This window comes from Flagellimonas spongiicola (assembly GCF_023502425.1).
Classification (GTDB): domain Bacteria; phylum Bacteroidota; class Bacteroidia; order Flavobacteriales; family Flavobacteriaceae; genus Flagellimonas; species Flagellimonas spongiicola.
Genome location: NZ_JAMFMA010000004.1, coordinates 277,541 through 295,035 on the forward strand (window position 1 = coordinate 277,541; position 17,495 = coordinate 295,035).

The 17,495-nt window shown below is 36.3% G+C and carries 16 protein-coding genes; 1 reads left to right on the forward strand and 15 read right to left on the reverse strand.

The window, feature by feature from the left end:
• Nucleotides 1-4 precede the first annotated feature (4 nt).
• From M3P19_RS16060 to M3P19_RS16085, 6 genes are all read right to left on the reverse strand, one after another.
• Complete coding sequence (locus tag M3P19_RS16060; protein WP_249658712.1) at nt 5-1,048, reverse strand: GNAT family N-acetyltransferase; 1,044 nt, start codon at nt 1,046-1,048, stop codon at nt 5-7.
• 262 nt (nt 1,049-1,310) lie between these two features.
• Nucleotides 1,311-2,333, reverse strand: coding sequence for a glycosyltransferase (locus tag M3P19_RS16065; protein WP_249658713.1), 1,023 nt, complete (start codon nt 2,331-2,333; stop codon nt 1,311-1,313).
• Between the two features lie 190 nt (nt 2,334-2,523).
• A complete protein-coding gene (locus tag M3P19_RS16070; RefSeq protein ID WP_249658714.1) occupies nt 2,524-3,795 on the reverse strand; it encodes an ATP-grasp domain-containing protein in 1,272 nt (423 codons plus the stop codon).
• Between the two features lie 38 nt (nt 3,796-3,833).
• Nucleotides 3,834-5,075 carry a glycosyltransferase family 2 protein gene (locus M3P19_RS16075; protein ID WP_249658715.1) on the reverse strand — a complete coding sequence of 414 codons (1,242 nt, stop codon included), beginning with the start codon at nt 5,073-5,075 and terminating at the stop codon, nt 3,834-3,836.
• Nucleotides 5,068-5,898 (reverse strand): SMP-30/gluconolactonase/LRE family protein, encoded by an 831-nt coding sequence (locus tag M3P19_RS16080; RefSeq protein WP_249658716.1) that lies wholly within the window; start codon nt 5,896-5,898, stop codon nt 5,068-5,070. Before M3P19_RS16080 ends, M3P19_RS16075 begins: the two co-directional genes overlap by 8 nt.
• 9 nt (nt 5,899-5,907) lie before the next feature.
• Nucleotides 5,908-6,654 (reverse strand): SDR family NAD(P)-dependent oxidoreductase, encoded by a 747-nt coding sequence (locus M3P19_RS16085; protein WP_249658717.1) that lies wholly within the window; start codon nt 6,652-6,654, stop codon nt 5,908-5,910.
• 365 nt (nt 6,655-7,019) lie between these two features.
• Between M3P19_RS16085 and M3P19_RS16090 the strand changes: the two genes are divergently transcribed.
• Nucleotides 7,020-7,628, forward strand: coding sequence for a sugar transferase (locus tag M3P19_RS16090; protein WP_249658718.1), 609 nt, complete (start codon nt 7,020-7,022; stop codon nt 7,626-7,628).
• Nucleotides 7,629-7,676: 48 nt separating this feature from the next.
• Here the strand turns inward: M3P19_RS16090 and M3P19_RS16095 are convergent, their stop codons facing one another.
• The 9 genes from M3P19_RS16095 to M3P19_RS16135 all read right to left on the reverse strand — a co-directional run bounded on the left by M3P19_RS16095 (nt 7,677) and on the right by M3P19_RS16135 (nt 17,485).
• A complete protein-coding gene (locus M3P19_RS16095; RefSeq protein ID WP_249658719.1) occupies nt 7,677-8,882 on the reverse strand; it encodes a glycosyltransferase family 4 protein in 1,206 nt (401 codons plus the stop codon).
• 33 nt (nt 8,883-8,915) lie between these two features.
• Nucleotides 8,916-10,127 carry a glycosyltransferase family 4 protein gene (locus M3P19_RS16100; RefSeq protein WP_249658720.1) on the reverse strand — a complete coding sequence of 404 codons (1,212 nt, stop codon included), beginning with the start codon at nt 10,125-10,127 and terminating at the stop codon, nt 8,916-8,918.
• A gap of 9 nt (nt 10,128-10,136) precedes the next feature.
• A complete protein-coding gene (gene wecB, locus M3P19_RS16105) occupies nt 10,137-11,273 on the reverse strand; it encodes a non-hydrolyzing UDP-N-acetylglucosamine 2-epimerase (protein ID WP_249658721.1) in 1,137 nt (378 codons plus the stop codon).
• Between the two features lie 15 nt (nt 11,274-11,288).
• Nucleotides 11,289-12,437, reverse strand: coding sequence for a polysaccharide biosynthesis C-terminal domain-containing protein (locus M3P19_RS16110; protein WP_249658722.1), 1,149 nt, complete (start codon nt 12,435-12,437; stop codon nt 11,289-11,291).
• A gap of 6 nt (nt 12,438-12,443) precedes the next feature.
• Entirely contained in the window at nt 12,444-12,872 is a 429-nt protein-coding gene (locus M3P19_RS16115; protein WP_249658723.1) for a WxcM-like domain-containing protein, read from the reverse strand.
• A complete protein-coding gene (locus M3P19_RS16120) occupies nt 12,865-13,875 on the reverse strand; it encodes a polysaccharide biosynthesis protein (RefSeq protein WP_249658724.1) in 1,011 nt (336 codons plus the stop codon). Before M3P19_RS16120 ends, M3P19_RS16115 begins: the two co-directional genes overlap by 8 nt.
• Complete coding sequence (locus tag M3P19_RS16125) at nt 13,862-14,950, reverse strand: glycosyltransferase family protein (RefSeq protein WP_249658725.1); 1,089 nt, start codon at nt 14,948-14,950, stop codon at nt 13,862-13,864. The genes M3P19_RS16120 and M3P19_RS16125 overlap by 14 nt, the downstream gene beginning before the upstream one ends.
• A 145-nt stretch (nt 14,951-15,095) precedes the next feature.
• The gene (locus M3P19_RS16130; RefSeq protein WP_249658726.1) at nt 15,096-16,310 is read right to left on the reverse strand and encodes a glycosyltransferase; all 1,215 of its coding nucleotides are present in this window, start codon (nt 16,308-16,310) and stop codon (nt 15,096-15,098) included.
• The gene (locus tag M3P19_RS16135; protein ID WP_249658727.1) at nt 16,307-17,485 is read right to left on the reverse strand and encodes an O-antigen ligase family protein; all 1,179 of its coding nucleotides are present in this window, start codon (nt 17,483-17,485) and stop codon (nt 16,307-16,309) included. Before M3P19_RS16135 ends, M3P19_RS16130 begins: the two co-directional genes overlap by 4 nt.
• Between the last annotated feature and the right edge of the window lie 10 nt (nt 17,486-17,495).

The window sequence follows — 17,495 nt, forward strand, 5'->3', positions numbered from 1 at the left end:
TACATTAGGATAAAATGTTGCAACGATAGCACGGAAAGAATTTTTGACAACTCATACTTTCAAAGCCACACTGAATATTTCTACTGGAAACCAAATCTGCATAGACATTTTGATCTACAATGAATTTCCAAACCTTGAAGTTTTTGAAGTTTTTTGAAAAACCGGATTTAAAACGAAATAGGCTGTCACAGTTATTGCCAACACCCCCACCTAGATTAAAATATTTAAAATCACCATGGGTTCCTGAAACACGCATGTCATCTATTAATAGTTTGATAGGGTTTAGTTTTAAATATTCTTTTTTAACGCCAGATAGATGATAATGGATAATATCATTCACAATAGTGAAAATGGCACCTCCTGCTAATTCTTGACTTGCCGCGTCATAGGCCAACAAGAATTTTGTTTTAAAGTCAGTACTTTTCCAAAGACTTAGAAAATAACTGCCTGGAAAGAAATAACGGTCATTGGCATTTACGCGGAGCATGTTCTCATAATAAATAGAGACCAATTTTTTGATTTGCTCCTCGTTTTCTGCTTCCTTGATTATGTACTTTTTTCTACACTTATTGATATAGGTGCGGAGTCTCGGATTATAAGCACGGCGCTGGGATTCCAAATCCAGTGTTAGATCAATGTTGATTAGATTGCCCAATTTCTCGATATTACCAGAATTTTGCAAAACCGTAGATTGATTCGGGATATAGGGGTTTAATCTAGAGAATACAGAGGCAACTGCTCTTTGTTTAAGGAACTCCTTTAATTCTAATGAAAATTTATCATGATCAAAATCTTCAGAAATATTTTTGGAAATAGGACCACTGTAGCCATAGGCCGAGGTAGCATCGTTATGGGCTGTATCTCTTATTGCCTTTACGATTAATGGTATGGCCACCAGGCAATCTTGTTTTTCATAGGTTATAAGAATAGGTTTTTCCCCATTCTTTTTAGAAATCTGATGGTATTCGTAGGTGTGATAGATATCATATGTATCCACCTTTTGTAGAACAGCGTTCCACTCTTCTTTATTTTCTATAACGGATATCATCCCTGGTAAGGCGTGGTTGGTAAATTTGTCAATTAGACTGGTTTGAAGAATTCTAATACAAAGATATATTCAAGCCCTACCTAACGTTAATTTAACGGATTAATGACGTAAAATCTCGATAACTGAATCATCTGAATCAGAAAGGAATTTTAAGGGGCAATCTGAATTCAATATTAAAGCCGTATTCCAAGCTTAGTTAGCCGGAATTCTGAATTTGAAATTAGCCTCAAACGAGCTGTTGATTATTGTAAAGCAATAAATTCTAAGGCTTTAGTCGCATTATTCCAATACCCAAAAAGAGCAAGGTTTTGTTATTGAAAATGGGTACTACAGTAGCATTGTACAACTTTCGATTTTTACTATTTCCAATACCACCAACCTTAGGGTCAATAGGATAGGCTTCCAAAGAATTTAATTTAGTTAGGATTTCCTTTAGTTCCTTGAAGCTCATCAACCTGAATTTTAGGGTCCTGATAATTAATGCAAAAACAAAAGATTGCTGTCTTGCCTTAAGTCTTTTTACTGCCTTGCCATAACCAGGATGTGCGCTATCCATTTTGCCCATCAAGTCACGGAAAATCTCTATGGCATAGACCATTCCCTTGATAAATTTTAGATTATGGGCTTTGTCCGTGCTAGTTACTATGGAATTTTCAACAACGACATATCTATGTACATCCAAATCTATTTTAGCTGCCGCCTCTGCCTTTAAAAACAAACTAGCCGTAAATATGGCATCCTCGTATAATGTACCTTCGATGAATTTAATTCCAGAAGTTTCAAGGAATTCCCGCTTTACGATATAGCGCCATGCTTCATTTCTAAAACCGTGATCGGCCACATATGTAATTCCATCTTTAATATTGATTTCCAAAGCTTCAATATTTTGGGATCGAATTTCCGGAACTTTTCCATTTTCTATTTGAATGGTATTGAATTCAAGAATATCAAGATTATTATCGGTTGCTATGTTCAAAAGAGGCTCCAATATGTTCTTGGCCAAATAATCATCCGCATCCAAAAAGTATAGGTATTCGCCTTTAGCAGCTTCAAGTGCTCTGTTTCTAGCTGCACTTGGTCCTTGGTTTTTTTGACTTATAAGATGGATGTTTGTATGTTTTTCAGCAAACTCCTGAGCTATTTTAGGTCCGGAATCCTTAGAGCCATCATCTACAATAACTATTTCGTAGGTATCCTCAGAAAGGTTTTGATCAAGGAGACTTTTTAAGCACCGGTCAATATATTTTTCTTTGTTATATAGAGGAATCAAAATACTAAATCTCATGAGTACTGGTATTGGGTTGATTGGTTAGTGTTGCGGGACTGGTTCGTACTAGTTTATTCTATTGTTAAAGACTAACATTGTGAGTCAAACAGTCTAATCAAAAGTAATATCCGTTTAAATGGATTAAAATTTAATGGTTTTACTACGGGATTATTTGTTGTTCTGCATAGAATTACTGGTTGGTCCTGCGCTAATAGTCATTTTCGTTAAAGGGGTTTAGCCATTCAAGAATCATATTGTCCCCGTTGGTATCCTTTATTTTAAGTATATCCTCAAATTCCTTTATTTTTTTGTTTATATCGATAATGTTATCCGCAACTACATAAATTCTGGAATAAACCTGTCTTTCCGTGCCTAACCATTCTTGTTTAACTTCATCACCAAGATTGAAACGCTCCAATGCAAATACTACATTTTCATTTTCTTTTATTATATCAATCCCTTCAATTGATCCAATAGTTCCACCTGTTAGGAGTACCCATATGGTACAAGCGTTCTTACCTTTAAATAGATAATCATTTTTTAAATGGAAGTCATCATCTCCTAATACCCCGGTAAAGGCGTAGTCAACTAACATATTTCGGTGATCAAAGCCGTTGTAATGCGCAACGTGTATATGTGGAGCTTCTCCTTGCAACCTAAATCCAGGATCATAAGCATATACAATGCCGTTTTCCACAAAAAACTGGATGTTCAATATCCCATTTTGGATTTTTAGCCCTTTAAACAGCTCAACCAATTTGGGATGTACGTCCCTAACAAATAAATCGGTGTATTTGGAAGGGTAGACTGCGCCAATACAGACAGGACTGGAATCACCTTGTTTTTTTGTGGTGATTCGGTCTGAAACTGCCGAAATATATGCTACTCCATCCTTAAAGGTGTAATAGGCAGCCATATCATCACAATCCATGTATTTTTCAACCAAAACCACACCTTTTTTGGAAAACTTAAGGGCAGTTTTAACAGATTCTTGATAATCCTCATCATCCCTGCAGATTTTCATTCCTACGCCGCCACCATTGTCCACGGGTTTGATCATTAACGGATAGTCTATGTTTTCAGGTTTGTCTATTCCGGTATTTTCATCTAAATATATTCCAGGGATATCTTGGATATTGTATTCATGGCAATATCGTTTAAAACCATCTTTACTGCTGAATGCTTCAATGGCTTCCTTGGTGGCGTAACAATGGATGTTCAGTTTTTCGCAGATTTCCCGGTAGGGTTTAACCAAAATGTCAGCAACACCTACCAAAACCGCATCCACTTCCCGTTCTTTGGCAAGTTGAACGATTCTGTCTACTTCAAAGACATTGATATCGTAACTTTCGTGGGCATTCTTTTTAGCAGGAGAGCCGTGGCTCATATCCACAACTATTGTGTAAACGCCCATGGATATTGCGGTTTCAACTAGTACCGCAGTTTCGGGATTACCCCCTAATATCATCAGTTTTTTCATAAGTAAAACCTCGTTAATTCTTGTTTTTACTGCTTGTGTTATTGTTTAACGTTGTCCAGGTATTTAAAATCTTTGTCGAATCCTAGCTTTTCCAGCAACTTACTTACCTTATTGAAATCGGTATTGATATTTACAATTTTCTCCTTGTCAATTCCCATAAGGAACAATTCCTTGGATATGTTATGGAAATTAGTTGGATTTATTGTTGCAATAATCAAGGCATCAAACTCATCATTATTGAAAGAACTAATTGGTTTGACTCGATTACCACCGATACTGAGTTCATGGTAATCTATGTCTATCCATTCCTTAACATTGAAAAAATGATGTTTGGTATTGGTAGAAAGTATATGTTGACCAAACGACCCTGAACTGTATACAATTACTTTGGATTCGGGGCCAACATTTAGAAATGGATTAAACAAAAGTTCATCATTTTCATCATATATGAGTCCACCAGATCGTACCAAAATCTGTGAATAGAGGTAATATGTAATTTGCTTCTTTAGATTATTGTCATCCAGGATACCACTTAATCTCGTTTTTAAAAAATGCATTAAAAGACCCAATCGGTAATACTCCATTTTAGGGTTTTCTATGGATTTTACGATAGAATCATGTCTTTGTCGATAATAGTATACAGGAATACTACTTATTATCAATTTTTTTGAAATAGCAAGATATGCATAGGTAATAGCAGCATCTTCACCCATTATTATGTCGTTGGGTACATCATAAAGTACGTTAGCCAACAGTTCTTTTCTAAAAAGTTTGTTCCAAACATATGTAGAGATATCGTGCTCACAAAATCGCCCATTGTAGATAGCATTGGGTAAAATTGACCCTTTAATTGTTTGGGCATTGTAGATACCGGTATTTCTTGGCTTAAAGGTCTCTATTTTTCCATCAAACTCCCGAAAATGACCTGTTACAACCAAATCTGCTTCATTGGCTACGGCAAGTTTATAGAGCACATCCAAATAATACTTGTCCACCCAATCATCTCCATCCACAAACGCTATGTATTTTCCCGTAGCATTTTGTAATCCAGCTTTTCTTGCACTCAGCAAACCGCCATTTTCTTTATGGACAACCTTTATACGTGAATCTTTTGCGGCATACGTATCACAAATCTGAGGGCAACTATCCGGACTACCGTCATTGACCAAAACTAGTTCAAAGTGTTGGAAGGACTGGTTAATGATGCTTTCTATACATTGGGCCAAATAGTCCTCAATCTTATAGATTGGTACAATTACACTGATTTTTACATCATTCATTGGTTCTAAGTTTATCTAATTCAATGTAAAATAGCCCACCGCCAAAATTGTCAGTTTCTGATTCAGATTTTGCCGTAGTGACGTATAAATTACCAAGGTTGTCAAAACAGCATGAGGTAATGTTGGAACAAGGTAGATCAATTAAATCAAGTTGAATTCCGCTATTCGGATCCCATTTTGAAACACATCCACCACCCCATTCGGCAATCCAAAGCATCCCTTTTTCATCAATGCACATACCATCTGGACTGCTATCGCCCGCAAAAGTAATTGCATACGAATCGAATTCCACTGTACCATTTTCCGTATTGTAATTATACTTGGCAACTTTCCGTGTTGGGGTGTCTATAAAATACAAAACGCGTTCATCCGAAGTAAATGCTAATCCGTTTGATATGGTTGTTTCCGTGATAATGGTGCTATACTTACCCTTATAATACGAAAAAACCTTGCCTTTATTATTTATAATCTTAGGATATCCCATGGTACCTATAATTATTCGTCCGCTGGAATCTTGAATACCATCGTTGAATCGCATATCATCTTCGATTTCAATTTGAAACTTAAACGTTGCCGTCAGCGTATTGAAATCCACAGAATAAAAACCTTCTTTACTTGCAATCAATACTTTTTTGAATCCAATTATATATATGCAACTTGTTGGAGAGTTGAACTTTAAACTTAATATTTCCTTTGTCTCGGGATTATAGCAATACGCTAAGCGATCAAGGATGGAAACAAAATATAATAAGTTATTCTGATGATCAAACACCGGGCCTTCCAACAATTCGGTACAGGTATGAAAAACCAATTTTGGAATCATAATATTGGATTAAATGTATTCGCCACCCGTAACTCTTAAAATTGAACCAGTAGCCATTGCGGAATCGTCTGATATAAAGTACATAACTGCGGGAACCGGGTCAGAGGTATTCAGCATTCTACCCATGGGCAGAACTTTAGACGCCTTATCCTTTAACTCATTCTCACTAATACCTTCCTGTGCACGTAAGGCCAATTCTCCTTCTGTATTTGTCCAGCCCATCACAAGGTAGTTAGACCTAATACCATACTTGGCATAGTGGTGCGCTATATGGGTGGATAGTGTATATAATGTACTTTTAGTAAGTGCATATGCAGTGCGATCAGCCTGGCCATAATCCATGTGTGCAGAACCAAAGAAGATTACACTTCCAGATTGTTGCTGCATCATTGTCCTTAAAACATGTTTCAATAAAAAATAGGGTGCTTTTAAATTCACATTGAAAACACTATCATAGGTACTTTCATCAGTTTCAATTATAGAAGATACAGGGGTAATACCTGCGTATAGTACTAGGGCATCAATTCTTCCGAATTTCGCTATTGTGGTATTGTGAAAATTCTCAATTTCTTCAATATTGTTTAAATCCAGTTGATGGAAATAAAGCTTTTTTTCAGCATTTAAACTTGTAATTAGTTGATTGCCTTGTTCCAAGTTTCTACCACTAAAAGCCACATTGTAGTCCTTATCTAGACATGCTTTTAATATTTCTTTGCCAACGCCTTTCGCGCCGCCTAAAATCATTACGGTTTTCATAAGTTTTTCTGCTGATGGAATTGTCAACTAAAGCTGGTCAAATCTAGTTATAATTTCGGTGTAATTGGATTTTCATCTGTATAATGGAACATAATTCGGTTAATGGACAATTGTGCCCACATTACTAAGAACTAACAGCATTTATAACCTTGTTTATGTCATAAAATTGTATGTAAACTGCGGCTAATTTCTTGAAAACCGCTATTGTTTGTAATGTGTTTTCAACGATCAATACAGTTACTTGAAAGTGTTTTGTATTAATCAAGAAAAAATTCTCTTTCTTCGTGTTTGAAACTTATCGCAAAACCAAAGACAACAATAAATTGTTATACATTGGAAATTATTTATAACCTAAACTAAGTTAAGTGTATCGCATTTTTTTCAAACGATTATTGGATTTGATTTTATCCTTACTGGGTCTTATGCTATTTCTGCCTTTATTTCTGATACTAATGCTTTCGTTATCAGTTGTAAATAAGGGAGCTCCTTTCTTTTTTCAAAAAAGGCCTGGCAAACATGGTAAAATTTTTACCATAATCAAGTTCAAAACCATGACTGATGAAGTAGATGCCAAAGGTGAATTGTTACCTGATTTTGAACGCATGACCCGTATTGGGAGTTTTGTAAGAAAATATTCATTGGATGAAATTCCGCAATTGATAAGTGTATTAATAGGAGATATGAGCCTTATTGGCCCAAGACCTTTATTGGAAAGATATTTGCCTCTATATTCTAAAGAGCAGGCGAGGAGGCATGATGTAAAACCTGGTGTTACCGGTTGGGCACAAGTTAATGGTAGAAATAGTATCAGTTGGCAAGAAAAGTTTAAGTTGGATGTATATTATGTGGATAACATTTCCTTTGTACTGGATGTTAAAATAATATTCATGACCATTGCCAAAGTATTTAAATCTGAGGGTGTCAATAATAGCGAAACAGATACAATGGCTGCTTTTACGGGCAATTCAAATTGATTTGTTTTTTTCCCCTTATGCAAGCTATGGATTTAGCGATTCAATAATTTAGGATGGAAATTGTTTGGTGATTGTTTCATAGGCATGTTTTGGGGTTAGATTGTCTTTCATATGGTTATAACCTTTTAAGCCCATTTCTTCTCGCAGTGATTCACTATTATAAAGTTTAAGCAAATTATCTTTCATTGCTTTGGTGTCACCTGCTAACGACCAGAACCCACAACCTATTTCGTCTTGAATAATTCCGAAATCTGTGTTGGCATCAAGAGACGATAGCACTGGAATTTTGTAACGATAATAGGAGTTGACTTTTGATGGATAATTTGGAATAGTGAAGTCCTTATTCAAAGAGATTAAACCAATGTCGGATATTTTCAGGATTTTCCCGAGTTCATTCCTATTGACGCTATCCATAAATATCACATTCGTAAGCTTTTTATCATTGGCCAATCCCATTATTTTTTCCTTTTCAGTTCCCCAACCGATAATAAGAAATACCAAATCATCAATATCTTGCACCGACTCAGCCAAGTCTATTATATTTTCCAACTGCTGTGGTAAGCCAATATTACCTCCATAAATAGCAACAGATTTGTTTTGTAGACCGTAGCGTTTACGCAGTTCTTCTTCACCTTCAACTATTTCCTTTGCTTCTTTTAAGGGTTCCCAATTTGGAAGTAGATGTAATTTATCTGGATTTACCTCTTTGTTATGTTCCAATACGTAGTCCACATTTGCCGGTGACATACAACCGATGCTATCCGAGTGCTTATATAACTTTTTTTCGAGGTTTCGGAAATACCTGTATGCCGGTCCTTTATTCGACATTAATTTTAAATCCACACCGTTTTGTGGGAATATGTCGCGTAATATCAGATACAATTTTCCCTTAGAACGTTTTTTTAACCAAACGGCTACGGAAATCATTGTAATTGGGGGAGTAGGAATAATTATCAAATCAAAATCAAGTTTGATGTTTGATTTTTTAATTGCCCTTTTAAACTGAATAGGCAATAATATATTTGATATGCCTTTCTGAATTAATCCTCCTCCAAACAACTTTAAGGTTGGTACACGCAAAACATTAATTCCGGCTTCTTTGTTCAGAGAAATTTTATCAGTGTCATTCAAAGCTGGAGCTACAACAAAAACCTCATGCCCTTTAGCTAAGAACTTACTCATTAAATCTGGGTACATACCGGGTTCTGAAGTGGCGCTTGAGTAGTTTAGTGCTAAGAATACAATTTTTTTCATCGGTATTTTTCTAGAGTCCAAACAATTAGTTTGTTAGGTTTTTTCGTTAAGATTTTTTAAAGCAATTTGAGCACGCGAGTAGGCCTTATCAACCGTAAGCGATTCGTACATATACCGATATCCGCTATTACCCATTGTTTTGCGAACTTCAGGATTGTTATACAAGTATAGTAATTTGGATTTGAGTTCCTCTGTATTTCCTGCTCGCGCAAAAACACCAGACCCAGATTTTTCAAGTATTTGTGGTAAATCCGTTTGGGTATCTACCGAGGCTAAAATTGGTTTTTTTGCGTTGTGGTAAATGACTGCCTTGCTGGGGATATTGGGAATAGTGAAATCTTCACTCAGGGAAATAAGTCCAACATCCGCGACTTCCATTAGCTTAAAAAATTCTTCCCGCTCCATATAATCCATAATCTTAACATTAGTTAGATTGTTTGCAATTACAAGATCTTCAAAGGGGTCTCTTTCATAACCATCGCCTACAATCAAAAAAAGCAGATTCTCAATTTCTAGACAAGATTTAGCCAGGTCCGCTATGTTTTCCATTTTCTGTGGAAGCCCTATGTTACCGCCGAACACCACTAAAAACTTGCCATTTAATCCCATTTTGTTTTTACGTTCAACAATTTCGTTCTCCTGGGATAGGGGTAGGGGGGTGTCCCAATTTGGCAGTAAATGAAACTTTTTTTTGCTGACTGATGGGTTATGTGCTCTCACATAATCAATATTTCCTTGGGACATACACCCAATAGTGTCGCTTAGGCGGTACATTTTACGCTCTTTTTCACGAAAATATCGATGTATTATTCCACCTTGGGTAATCATTTTCAAATCCACGGCGTTTTGAGGGAAAATATCCCTTAAGATTAGGTAGATTTTAGATTTATATTTTTTTTTGAACCAAACCGCTAGATCAAATAGTGTTATTGGTGGCGTAGGCATGAAAATGAGGTCAAACTTTAGGTCAATCTTACTGTTTTTAAGCGCTTTTTTATACTGATAAGGAAGTAAGAGGTTTGATATTCCTTTTTCAAATTTGCCTACTTGAAAAAGATTCAAGGTAGGGACCCTAAGTACCTGAACACCTTTTTCAGTTTGAAGCCCTTTAACGTCATCTTCAAAAGCAGGACCAACTAATGTGACTTCATGGCCATCTTTATGGAATTCCAACATTAATTCAGTATACATGGTGCTATTCTCGTATAAATTGGGAATACCAAGTCCTAGAAAAGCAATTCTCATGTAAATAAATTAATATTTAGACCAAACCACGCGATTTACATAATCTACATAAGAGATGATGATGCGCACCACCTTTTCACTGACATTCGGCATTGAATAGTCACCAACCTGTCTGAAATTCCGTTCAGGATTCCTTTGTTGAACTTCCAGCGCTTCCAAAGCCTGAAGGATTCTTTCGGGTCTAAGTCCTACCATCATTACAGAAGCTTCCTCCATGGCTTCAGGACGTTCATGTGCTTCACGAATATTTAATGCCCTAAAGTTAAGAATAGATGATTCCTCAGAGATTGTTCCACTGTCTGAAAGAACCGCGAACGAATGTAATTGTAGGGCATTGTAATCTGAAAACCCTAGTGGCTTAAGGAACTGTATGTTTTTGTGGGCCTTAACTTTCTTAGCTTCAAGCATGTTTCTTGTTCGCGGATGGGTAGAAACAATTACTGGATAATCGTATTTTTCCGCAATCTGATTCAAAGAATCAATCAGACCTTCAAAATTCTTCGGATTATTGATATTTTCTTCCCTATGTGAAGAGACAACGAAATATTTTTCTTTTTCCAGATTTAATTTTTCTAAAACGTTGGACGCTTCAATTTTAGATTTGAATTGTCCCAGTACTTCGAACATTGGACTTCCGGTTTTAATGACCCTATCTGGGGAAAGTCCTTCTCGAAGCAAATACTCTCTTGCAATATCACTATAGGTAAGGTTGATATCAGCTACGTGGTCAACAATTTTCCGATTGGTTTCTTCTGGTACTCTTTGATCAAAACATCTATTCCCTGCTTCCATATGAAACACGGGTATTTTCCTTTTCTTGGCGGGAATGGCACAGAGACATGAATTTGTGTCTCCCAATACCAAAAAGGCATCTGGTTGGATTTCTTCCAATAATGGGTCTATCTTGACCAAGATTTGTCCAACCGTTTCTGATGCGTTTTTACCCGCAGCATTTAGAAAATGATCAGGTTTTCGTATGCCCATATCTTCAAAAAAGATTTCATTGAGCTCATAATCATAATTTTGACCGGTGTGGACCAATGTATGATCTATTGCCTTATTGGCATCTAAAGCTTTTAGTACACAGGCCAGTCGTATAATTTCTGGCCTTGTTCCAACAACTGTAATTACTTTAAGTTTTTTCAATGTATCTTTTTTTGGTTATTTATTTTCGACGTCTTCAAAATAGGTGTCTGCATCTTCCGGATTATAGGGTTCATTGATCCAGAACAAAGTAATAAGTTCTTCATCGCCTATATTGATGATATTATGGGTATACCAGATAGGCATGTCCACATATGCAGGTTCGTTTCCGTCCAGTATGTAATTGATAACTTTGTCGGTTCCAATGCGTCTCAGTTGAATTTTGGCTTTACCTCGAATAACAGCAAATCGCTCCGCTTTGCGTGTATGAAAATGATTGCCTCTTGTAATTCCCGGCACGGTGGTGGAAAATGAAAATTGACCACTGGTCTGTGTACGGGCTATTTCTACAAAGCTTCCTCTTGGATCCGTATGTTTGGTAAACTTAACAGGATAATGATCCTCAGGTACGTAGCACCTGAAAGTATTGAACAAAGCTTTTTCAAAAGGATCTTCCAAGCTTGGAAAAATACCTCCATTCATGTAATCTTTTCGATATTGCTTTAAAAGCCTTAAAAGTTCGGAGACCTTTTTGAAATGATTTGGCGGAATGTTGACTTCGTAGCTGTGATCGTCGATTTTATCTCCCCGAATATTTTGCAAGATTACATCCATGAACACAGCAACTAGTTCATTGATATAAATTAAACCAACTTCTCCATCATTAATAATGGTTGTTTCCTCATCATGTGCAACCTTATGACAAAAGGTGGCCACGACCGAGTTGTAATTGGGTTTCCCAAAAGGGCCAAAAACATTTGGAATTGTCAAGGATGAAAATTGAGCCGTACTTCGTTTTGACCAACCAGCAAATAACAATTTCCCTTCTTTTTTGGATTTTCCATAGAGATTGTCCTTTGATTCTTGAGAAGAGGAAGAGAAAATGATATGTGGTGCTACATTTCTTGAATCACATGCTTCAATTAGCCTTTTCACCAAACCGATGTTGGTCTCGTAGATGACATTTGCATCTTCATGACGATTCATTGCAGCTAAATGGACTATGGTGTCACAAGAAGCAACAAAATCACCCAATTTTTCAGTGTCTTCAAAAAATGATCGCTTAAAATCGACCAATTCAATATCATCACGTAAGGATAGCGTAGTGCTAAGATGATAGCCTACAAAACCTGCTTGACCAGTAATACCTACTTTCAGCTTTTTCATATGTTTTTATTGCCAGTCTCCTGACCATTTTTCCAAAGGAAATCTATAATCGTCCTTCACGGAACTATCCAAGTCAAAATTTGAAAAAATCTGTAACCTTGAATCATTCCTAGTAGCTTTTATCGCCGTGGCGTAACCTTGAGGAACACATAAGATTCCTTTGGACGTATCCAACTCAAATTTTTGGGATTTCAAATCGTCTGAAGGTATTTCAAAATCATCAATTAGAACAAGATTGATGATAAATGAACCTTCAAGACAGTAAAACCATTTTTTCTCCAGTTTGTGCGCTTGCCATCCACGGATCATGTCCACATCCGCTGGGGCAATTTCGTAAAATCGCACCACCTCCTGCATGTCAAAATGATTAAAAGAACGTAAAATCCCACGCTGATCCCCAAAAGTTTCAGCGTTTATGATTTTTGGATTATGCATTAAGAGACTCTTTGATAAAATCCAAATTTAGTAAGGTGTTCTTTAATTCGCTATTATTCAATTGTTTGGTGTTATGGGAGTGATAATCCTCAATTTCACTAATATCTGTTTCACCTTCTGAGAAATATCGACTGTAATTTAAATCTCTATTATCGGCAGGAATCCTATAGAAATTACCCATGTCCTCTGCCTTGATCATTTCTTCCCTGGTACATAAGGTTTCATATAATTTCTCACCATGTCTAGTACCAATAACCTTGATTTCGTTACTACCATTAAATATATCACGCACTGCTTCTGCCAAATCTCCAATGGTACTAGCAGGGGCTTTATTTACAAAAAGATCTCCCTGGTTACCATGTTCGAAAGCAAACAGTACTAAATCGACTGCATCTTCCAACGACATCAAGAATCGAGTCATTTTTGGATCGGTAACGGTTAGTGGCTGATTGTTTTGTATTTGGTTGACAAATAAAGGTATAACCGAACCGCGGGACGCCATTACATTACCATAACGTGTTAGACATACAGTGGTTTTACCTTCGTCCACATTCCTTGAAGCGGCGATGGCAACCTTTTCCATTAAGGCTTTGCTTATACCCATAGCGTTAATAGGGTATGCAGCTTTGTCTGTACTTAGACATATGATTTTGTCCACACCATTTTCTATAGCAGCATCTATTGTATTTTGCGTACCAAAAACGTTGGTTCTAGCTGCTTCAATTGGGAAAAACTCACAAGAAGGTACTTGTTTTAAGGCTGCTGCATGAAAAACGTAATCAACACCGCGCATTGCTCTTGAGATACTATTGGGGTCGCGAACATCGCCGATATAGAATTTAACTTTATTGTTTTTTAGACGATTACGCATATCGTCTTGCTTTTTTTCATCTCGACTAAAGATTCTGATCTCTTTTATGTCAGTTTCCAAAAATCGGTTAAGGACGGCATTTCCAAAGGAACCGGTTCCTCCTGTAATAAGTAATGTTTTACCTTCGAACATGGTTGGGTGTATTTATAAATTCAGTCAATGTTTTTTCAAAAAATAAATAATCGTTCAAAACTTTCTTCAGGAATGCTTGGCATCTTGCGGTAAAGGTTGAACTTTCGAAATTTTGTATGTAATCCTCAATTTCTTGAGGGATAGTTGAATATTCTTTTATTACAATTCCAAACTGGTATTCTTCAATTATTTTCCGTTGTTCAATGGAATAATCGTTTACCAAACAAGGAATATTCAATAACGCTGATAGGTATAATCTATTGCTCAAAACCTGATTATTAAACGTATTGTTGCTTATCAGTATATTGATGAAATCGGTATTACTCAATAATTCCGATTCTTCTTCCTTTTTATAGGGTCCTGTAAGTACAACGTTATTTAATCCATTTTCTTGAACGAATGCCTTCAAATTTGCAAGAGTGCTGCCAAATCCCATGAATTTCAAGCTGTATTTTGGGTTGTTTCCCAAGGTTGAAACCACTTTGCTGTCCGAGTCAAAATCTTTAATTTGACCAATAGTATCCAACTGTATGGTTTTATTTTGGAAAAAAGGTTTCTCTCGACTATTGGAATTTAAAGCTGCATTGACCAAATTTTTATTGACATTATGACTTAACATGTAGTTGTCGTATTCTGGTAGCCATGTTTTGAAACCTTCCGACGATAGTGATACCGCACTGGCGTTATGGATGAGATTTTTCATTCTATTTCCGAAATAGGGCACTATAGGTGAATAATCCCTGATGTCCAAGATGTACTTATCCTTATAGTTTTTACCTAAATATTGTTTAAGGTAAATCCCTAATTGACAAGAAAAAACAATCAGCTTGTCGTAGTTGTTTTTTTCAATCGTCCGGATTACAAATTTGGCGAACTTGAAATAATCAAAAATTCTTAAAAAGTTGGAAGCTCCTTTATTATGGAGACTGAATGCAAGAGTACCCTTTTCTTCCCTGTTGTTTCTATTCCACGAGATGATATCGTATGTTGTCCCTGCCTTCTCCAAAATTTGGGTGTAGTAAGGTAGATAGGGGGAAGTATAAAGATTATTTGGAAAAATAAGAGCGACGTTCACTTATTCGGATTTCACGATTATGATATATCGCCCCAAAAATACTTCTTTATTGAAAGTGTGAGCTTCAATACTCTATAAAAGGGAATATATAATGGATAATTGGACTAAAAGACTATGTAGTTGGCAGATTTTAAATATCCGCTATTTATGAATGGTCTGATTTGATCGGTGAAACCAAGGAATTTGAAAATTCAAGGATTCTTTTGGCTTGGGCCACATTATTCTTTTTTTCAAGAACAAAGGATTTAGCCTCAAGACCAAATGAATGCAAATCGGGAGGATTTTGGCTTAGAATTCTATTAAATGTTTCGTACATACCAACCGTTGTTTCTTCTTCGAATAGATAAACGTATTTATGGTATTCCTTTGGCATTCCTTGAAGTTTTGTAGTTGCCATTGGTGTACCGGAGACCATATATTCAACATTTTTGGAAGGAAAAGAGTATTTGGTGAATTCTTCTGCCGATGGACGAGGATTAACTAATAGGGTTACTTTCAATTGTTCCGAAACCACAACAGGATTTGGAACTACACCTTTGTAAGTGATGCGTGTATCCGCACCTATATATTCAGACATTGTGTCTACCATGGGTCCTAATCCGTATAAATGAAGTTGATACGAGGGATCTTCCAATAATTTAAATGCGTCGATAAGTTTTTTAACACCGTACTTTTCATAAAGTCCACCAGCGTACATGACTATCTTGTCCGTGTATTTGTTTTCTAAAGTATTTTTGGACCCTTCCATTGCCACATCAACCAAACCTTCCATAACTAAATATGGCTTAGATTTTGAATTTACAACGGAATTCATCTGATCAGTTAAAATTACATAGCCATCAAACCAAGTCAAGCGCTTTGGTATGTTGGCCAGACCTACTTGACCAGAGGATTCACTTACCATCATGCCAGGCAAGTCTGTAACTATTGTGATTATTTTACAACCTGTGAGTTTGCAGGCTGCTAAGGAAGCCATGGATAGCGTCACATTCAAAATATCACAAATGACCACCTTGCTTCTTCGATTTATTAGGGACCAAAAAAACACTTTTATAAAAGTGTAAAGCAAAACCCCAATGTTCTTGAAACCGTTAATGTTGAGCATTGGAATATAGTTATAGGTTAACCCATTGCTTGTTGTTTTAGTCAAAGACCAAAAGCGACGAGAATGATTAGCGGGTATGACCGGGATAGATGATAAGGTTTCAATTGTACATTCTTGTGGGCATTTTGAAAGCCCTTCAGCCAACAATCTATGAAACTTTTGAGCCGCCAATTGCGGTTTTACCTTAGAAGTTTCAAATATGTATTGCAGTATGTCTTCAGAACAGACAGAACTTACATAAAGTATCTTTTTCATGATGATTTGATCTCAGAATATTTATTGATCACTCCTTTGAAAAAACAGAAAAGTACAAATAGCGAAAAAATACCTTCAAAAATAGGTTCAACCATGAATATTAATAGAAATGCGAGTCCATATATTAATATAAAACCATTGATGAACAGGTGTTCATTGGTCTTGATGATTTTTCGAATTTGATTGAAAGAACGAATAGAATAAATAACCAATAGAAGAAAAGGAATAATACCGCCAGCTCTAAGAACATCTAACCACAAGTTGTGGGAATACCCAAATTCATTTACATCCCATCCTAGAGGTTTGGTGAACATATTTTCAAAGGATTTGACCCAACGTTCTGTTCTTCCTCCGCCACTAGCTACATCGGCACGGCCACCATCCATTCGGCTTGCAAATGAACTTAACCAATCGGCGTTTAAATCAAAGGATACTTTGTTCAATATCAAACCAACCGCAACGACCAAAAAAAACAGTAATACTGCATTCTCTTTTGCCGTTTGTCTTTTAAGCATGTATCCAACTGCAATAATGGAAGTAAGTAAAAAAATACTGAGTTGGGTTCGACTTCCAAGTCGCAAAGCACACACTAGGGATAATATAAATAAAATGGCCATGCCAATTTTAATCAATAGCGGAATGGATTTACGTCCTACGATAAGTAGAGCGGGAATACACATATTTAAGGTTAAATAGGCACCCATTACAGTTGCTGAAAGCGATTCGCCGGTCCATATGTAAGGTATGCTTCTATCTGCCTGTACAAAGCCACCCTCTGCAAAGTTCAGATATACCGAAAGAACGGCGGGTAAAGAAAATAAAGCACTTGCGAAGAACAATAGATAGAACACAGTATGGTCATCCTTGATGGGGTTGCTCATAAACTTACCTAACAGATAAAATGTAGGGGGGAATAGAGAATATATCAATACAAATTGCATTCCATCAACAGGATCTAAAATGTAAAACAATCCATAAATCACTGATAGCAGTAGCAGCAATGTGAAATCCAAATCCAAGTTCTTTTTAACAAGGCTTGCCTTAATAAAAATAAATGCTGGTAGGACATAACCAATCAAAAAACCTTTATTCAATGGATTCAATAGATATAATGCAAATAGCCCAACTATTAAAAATCCAACTTGATTTAAATATGTATAAATTTTGTTAACCATTTGTTGGTTT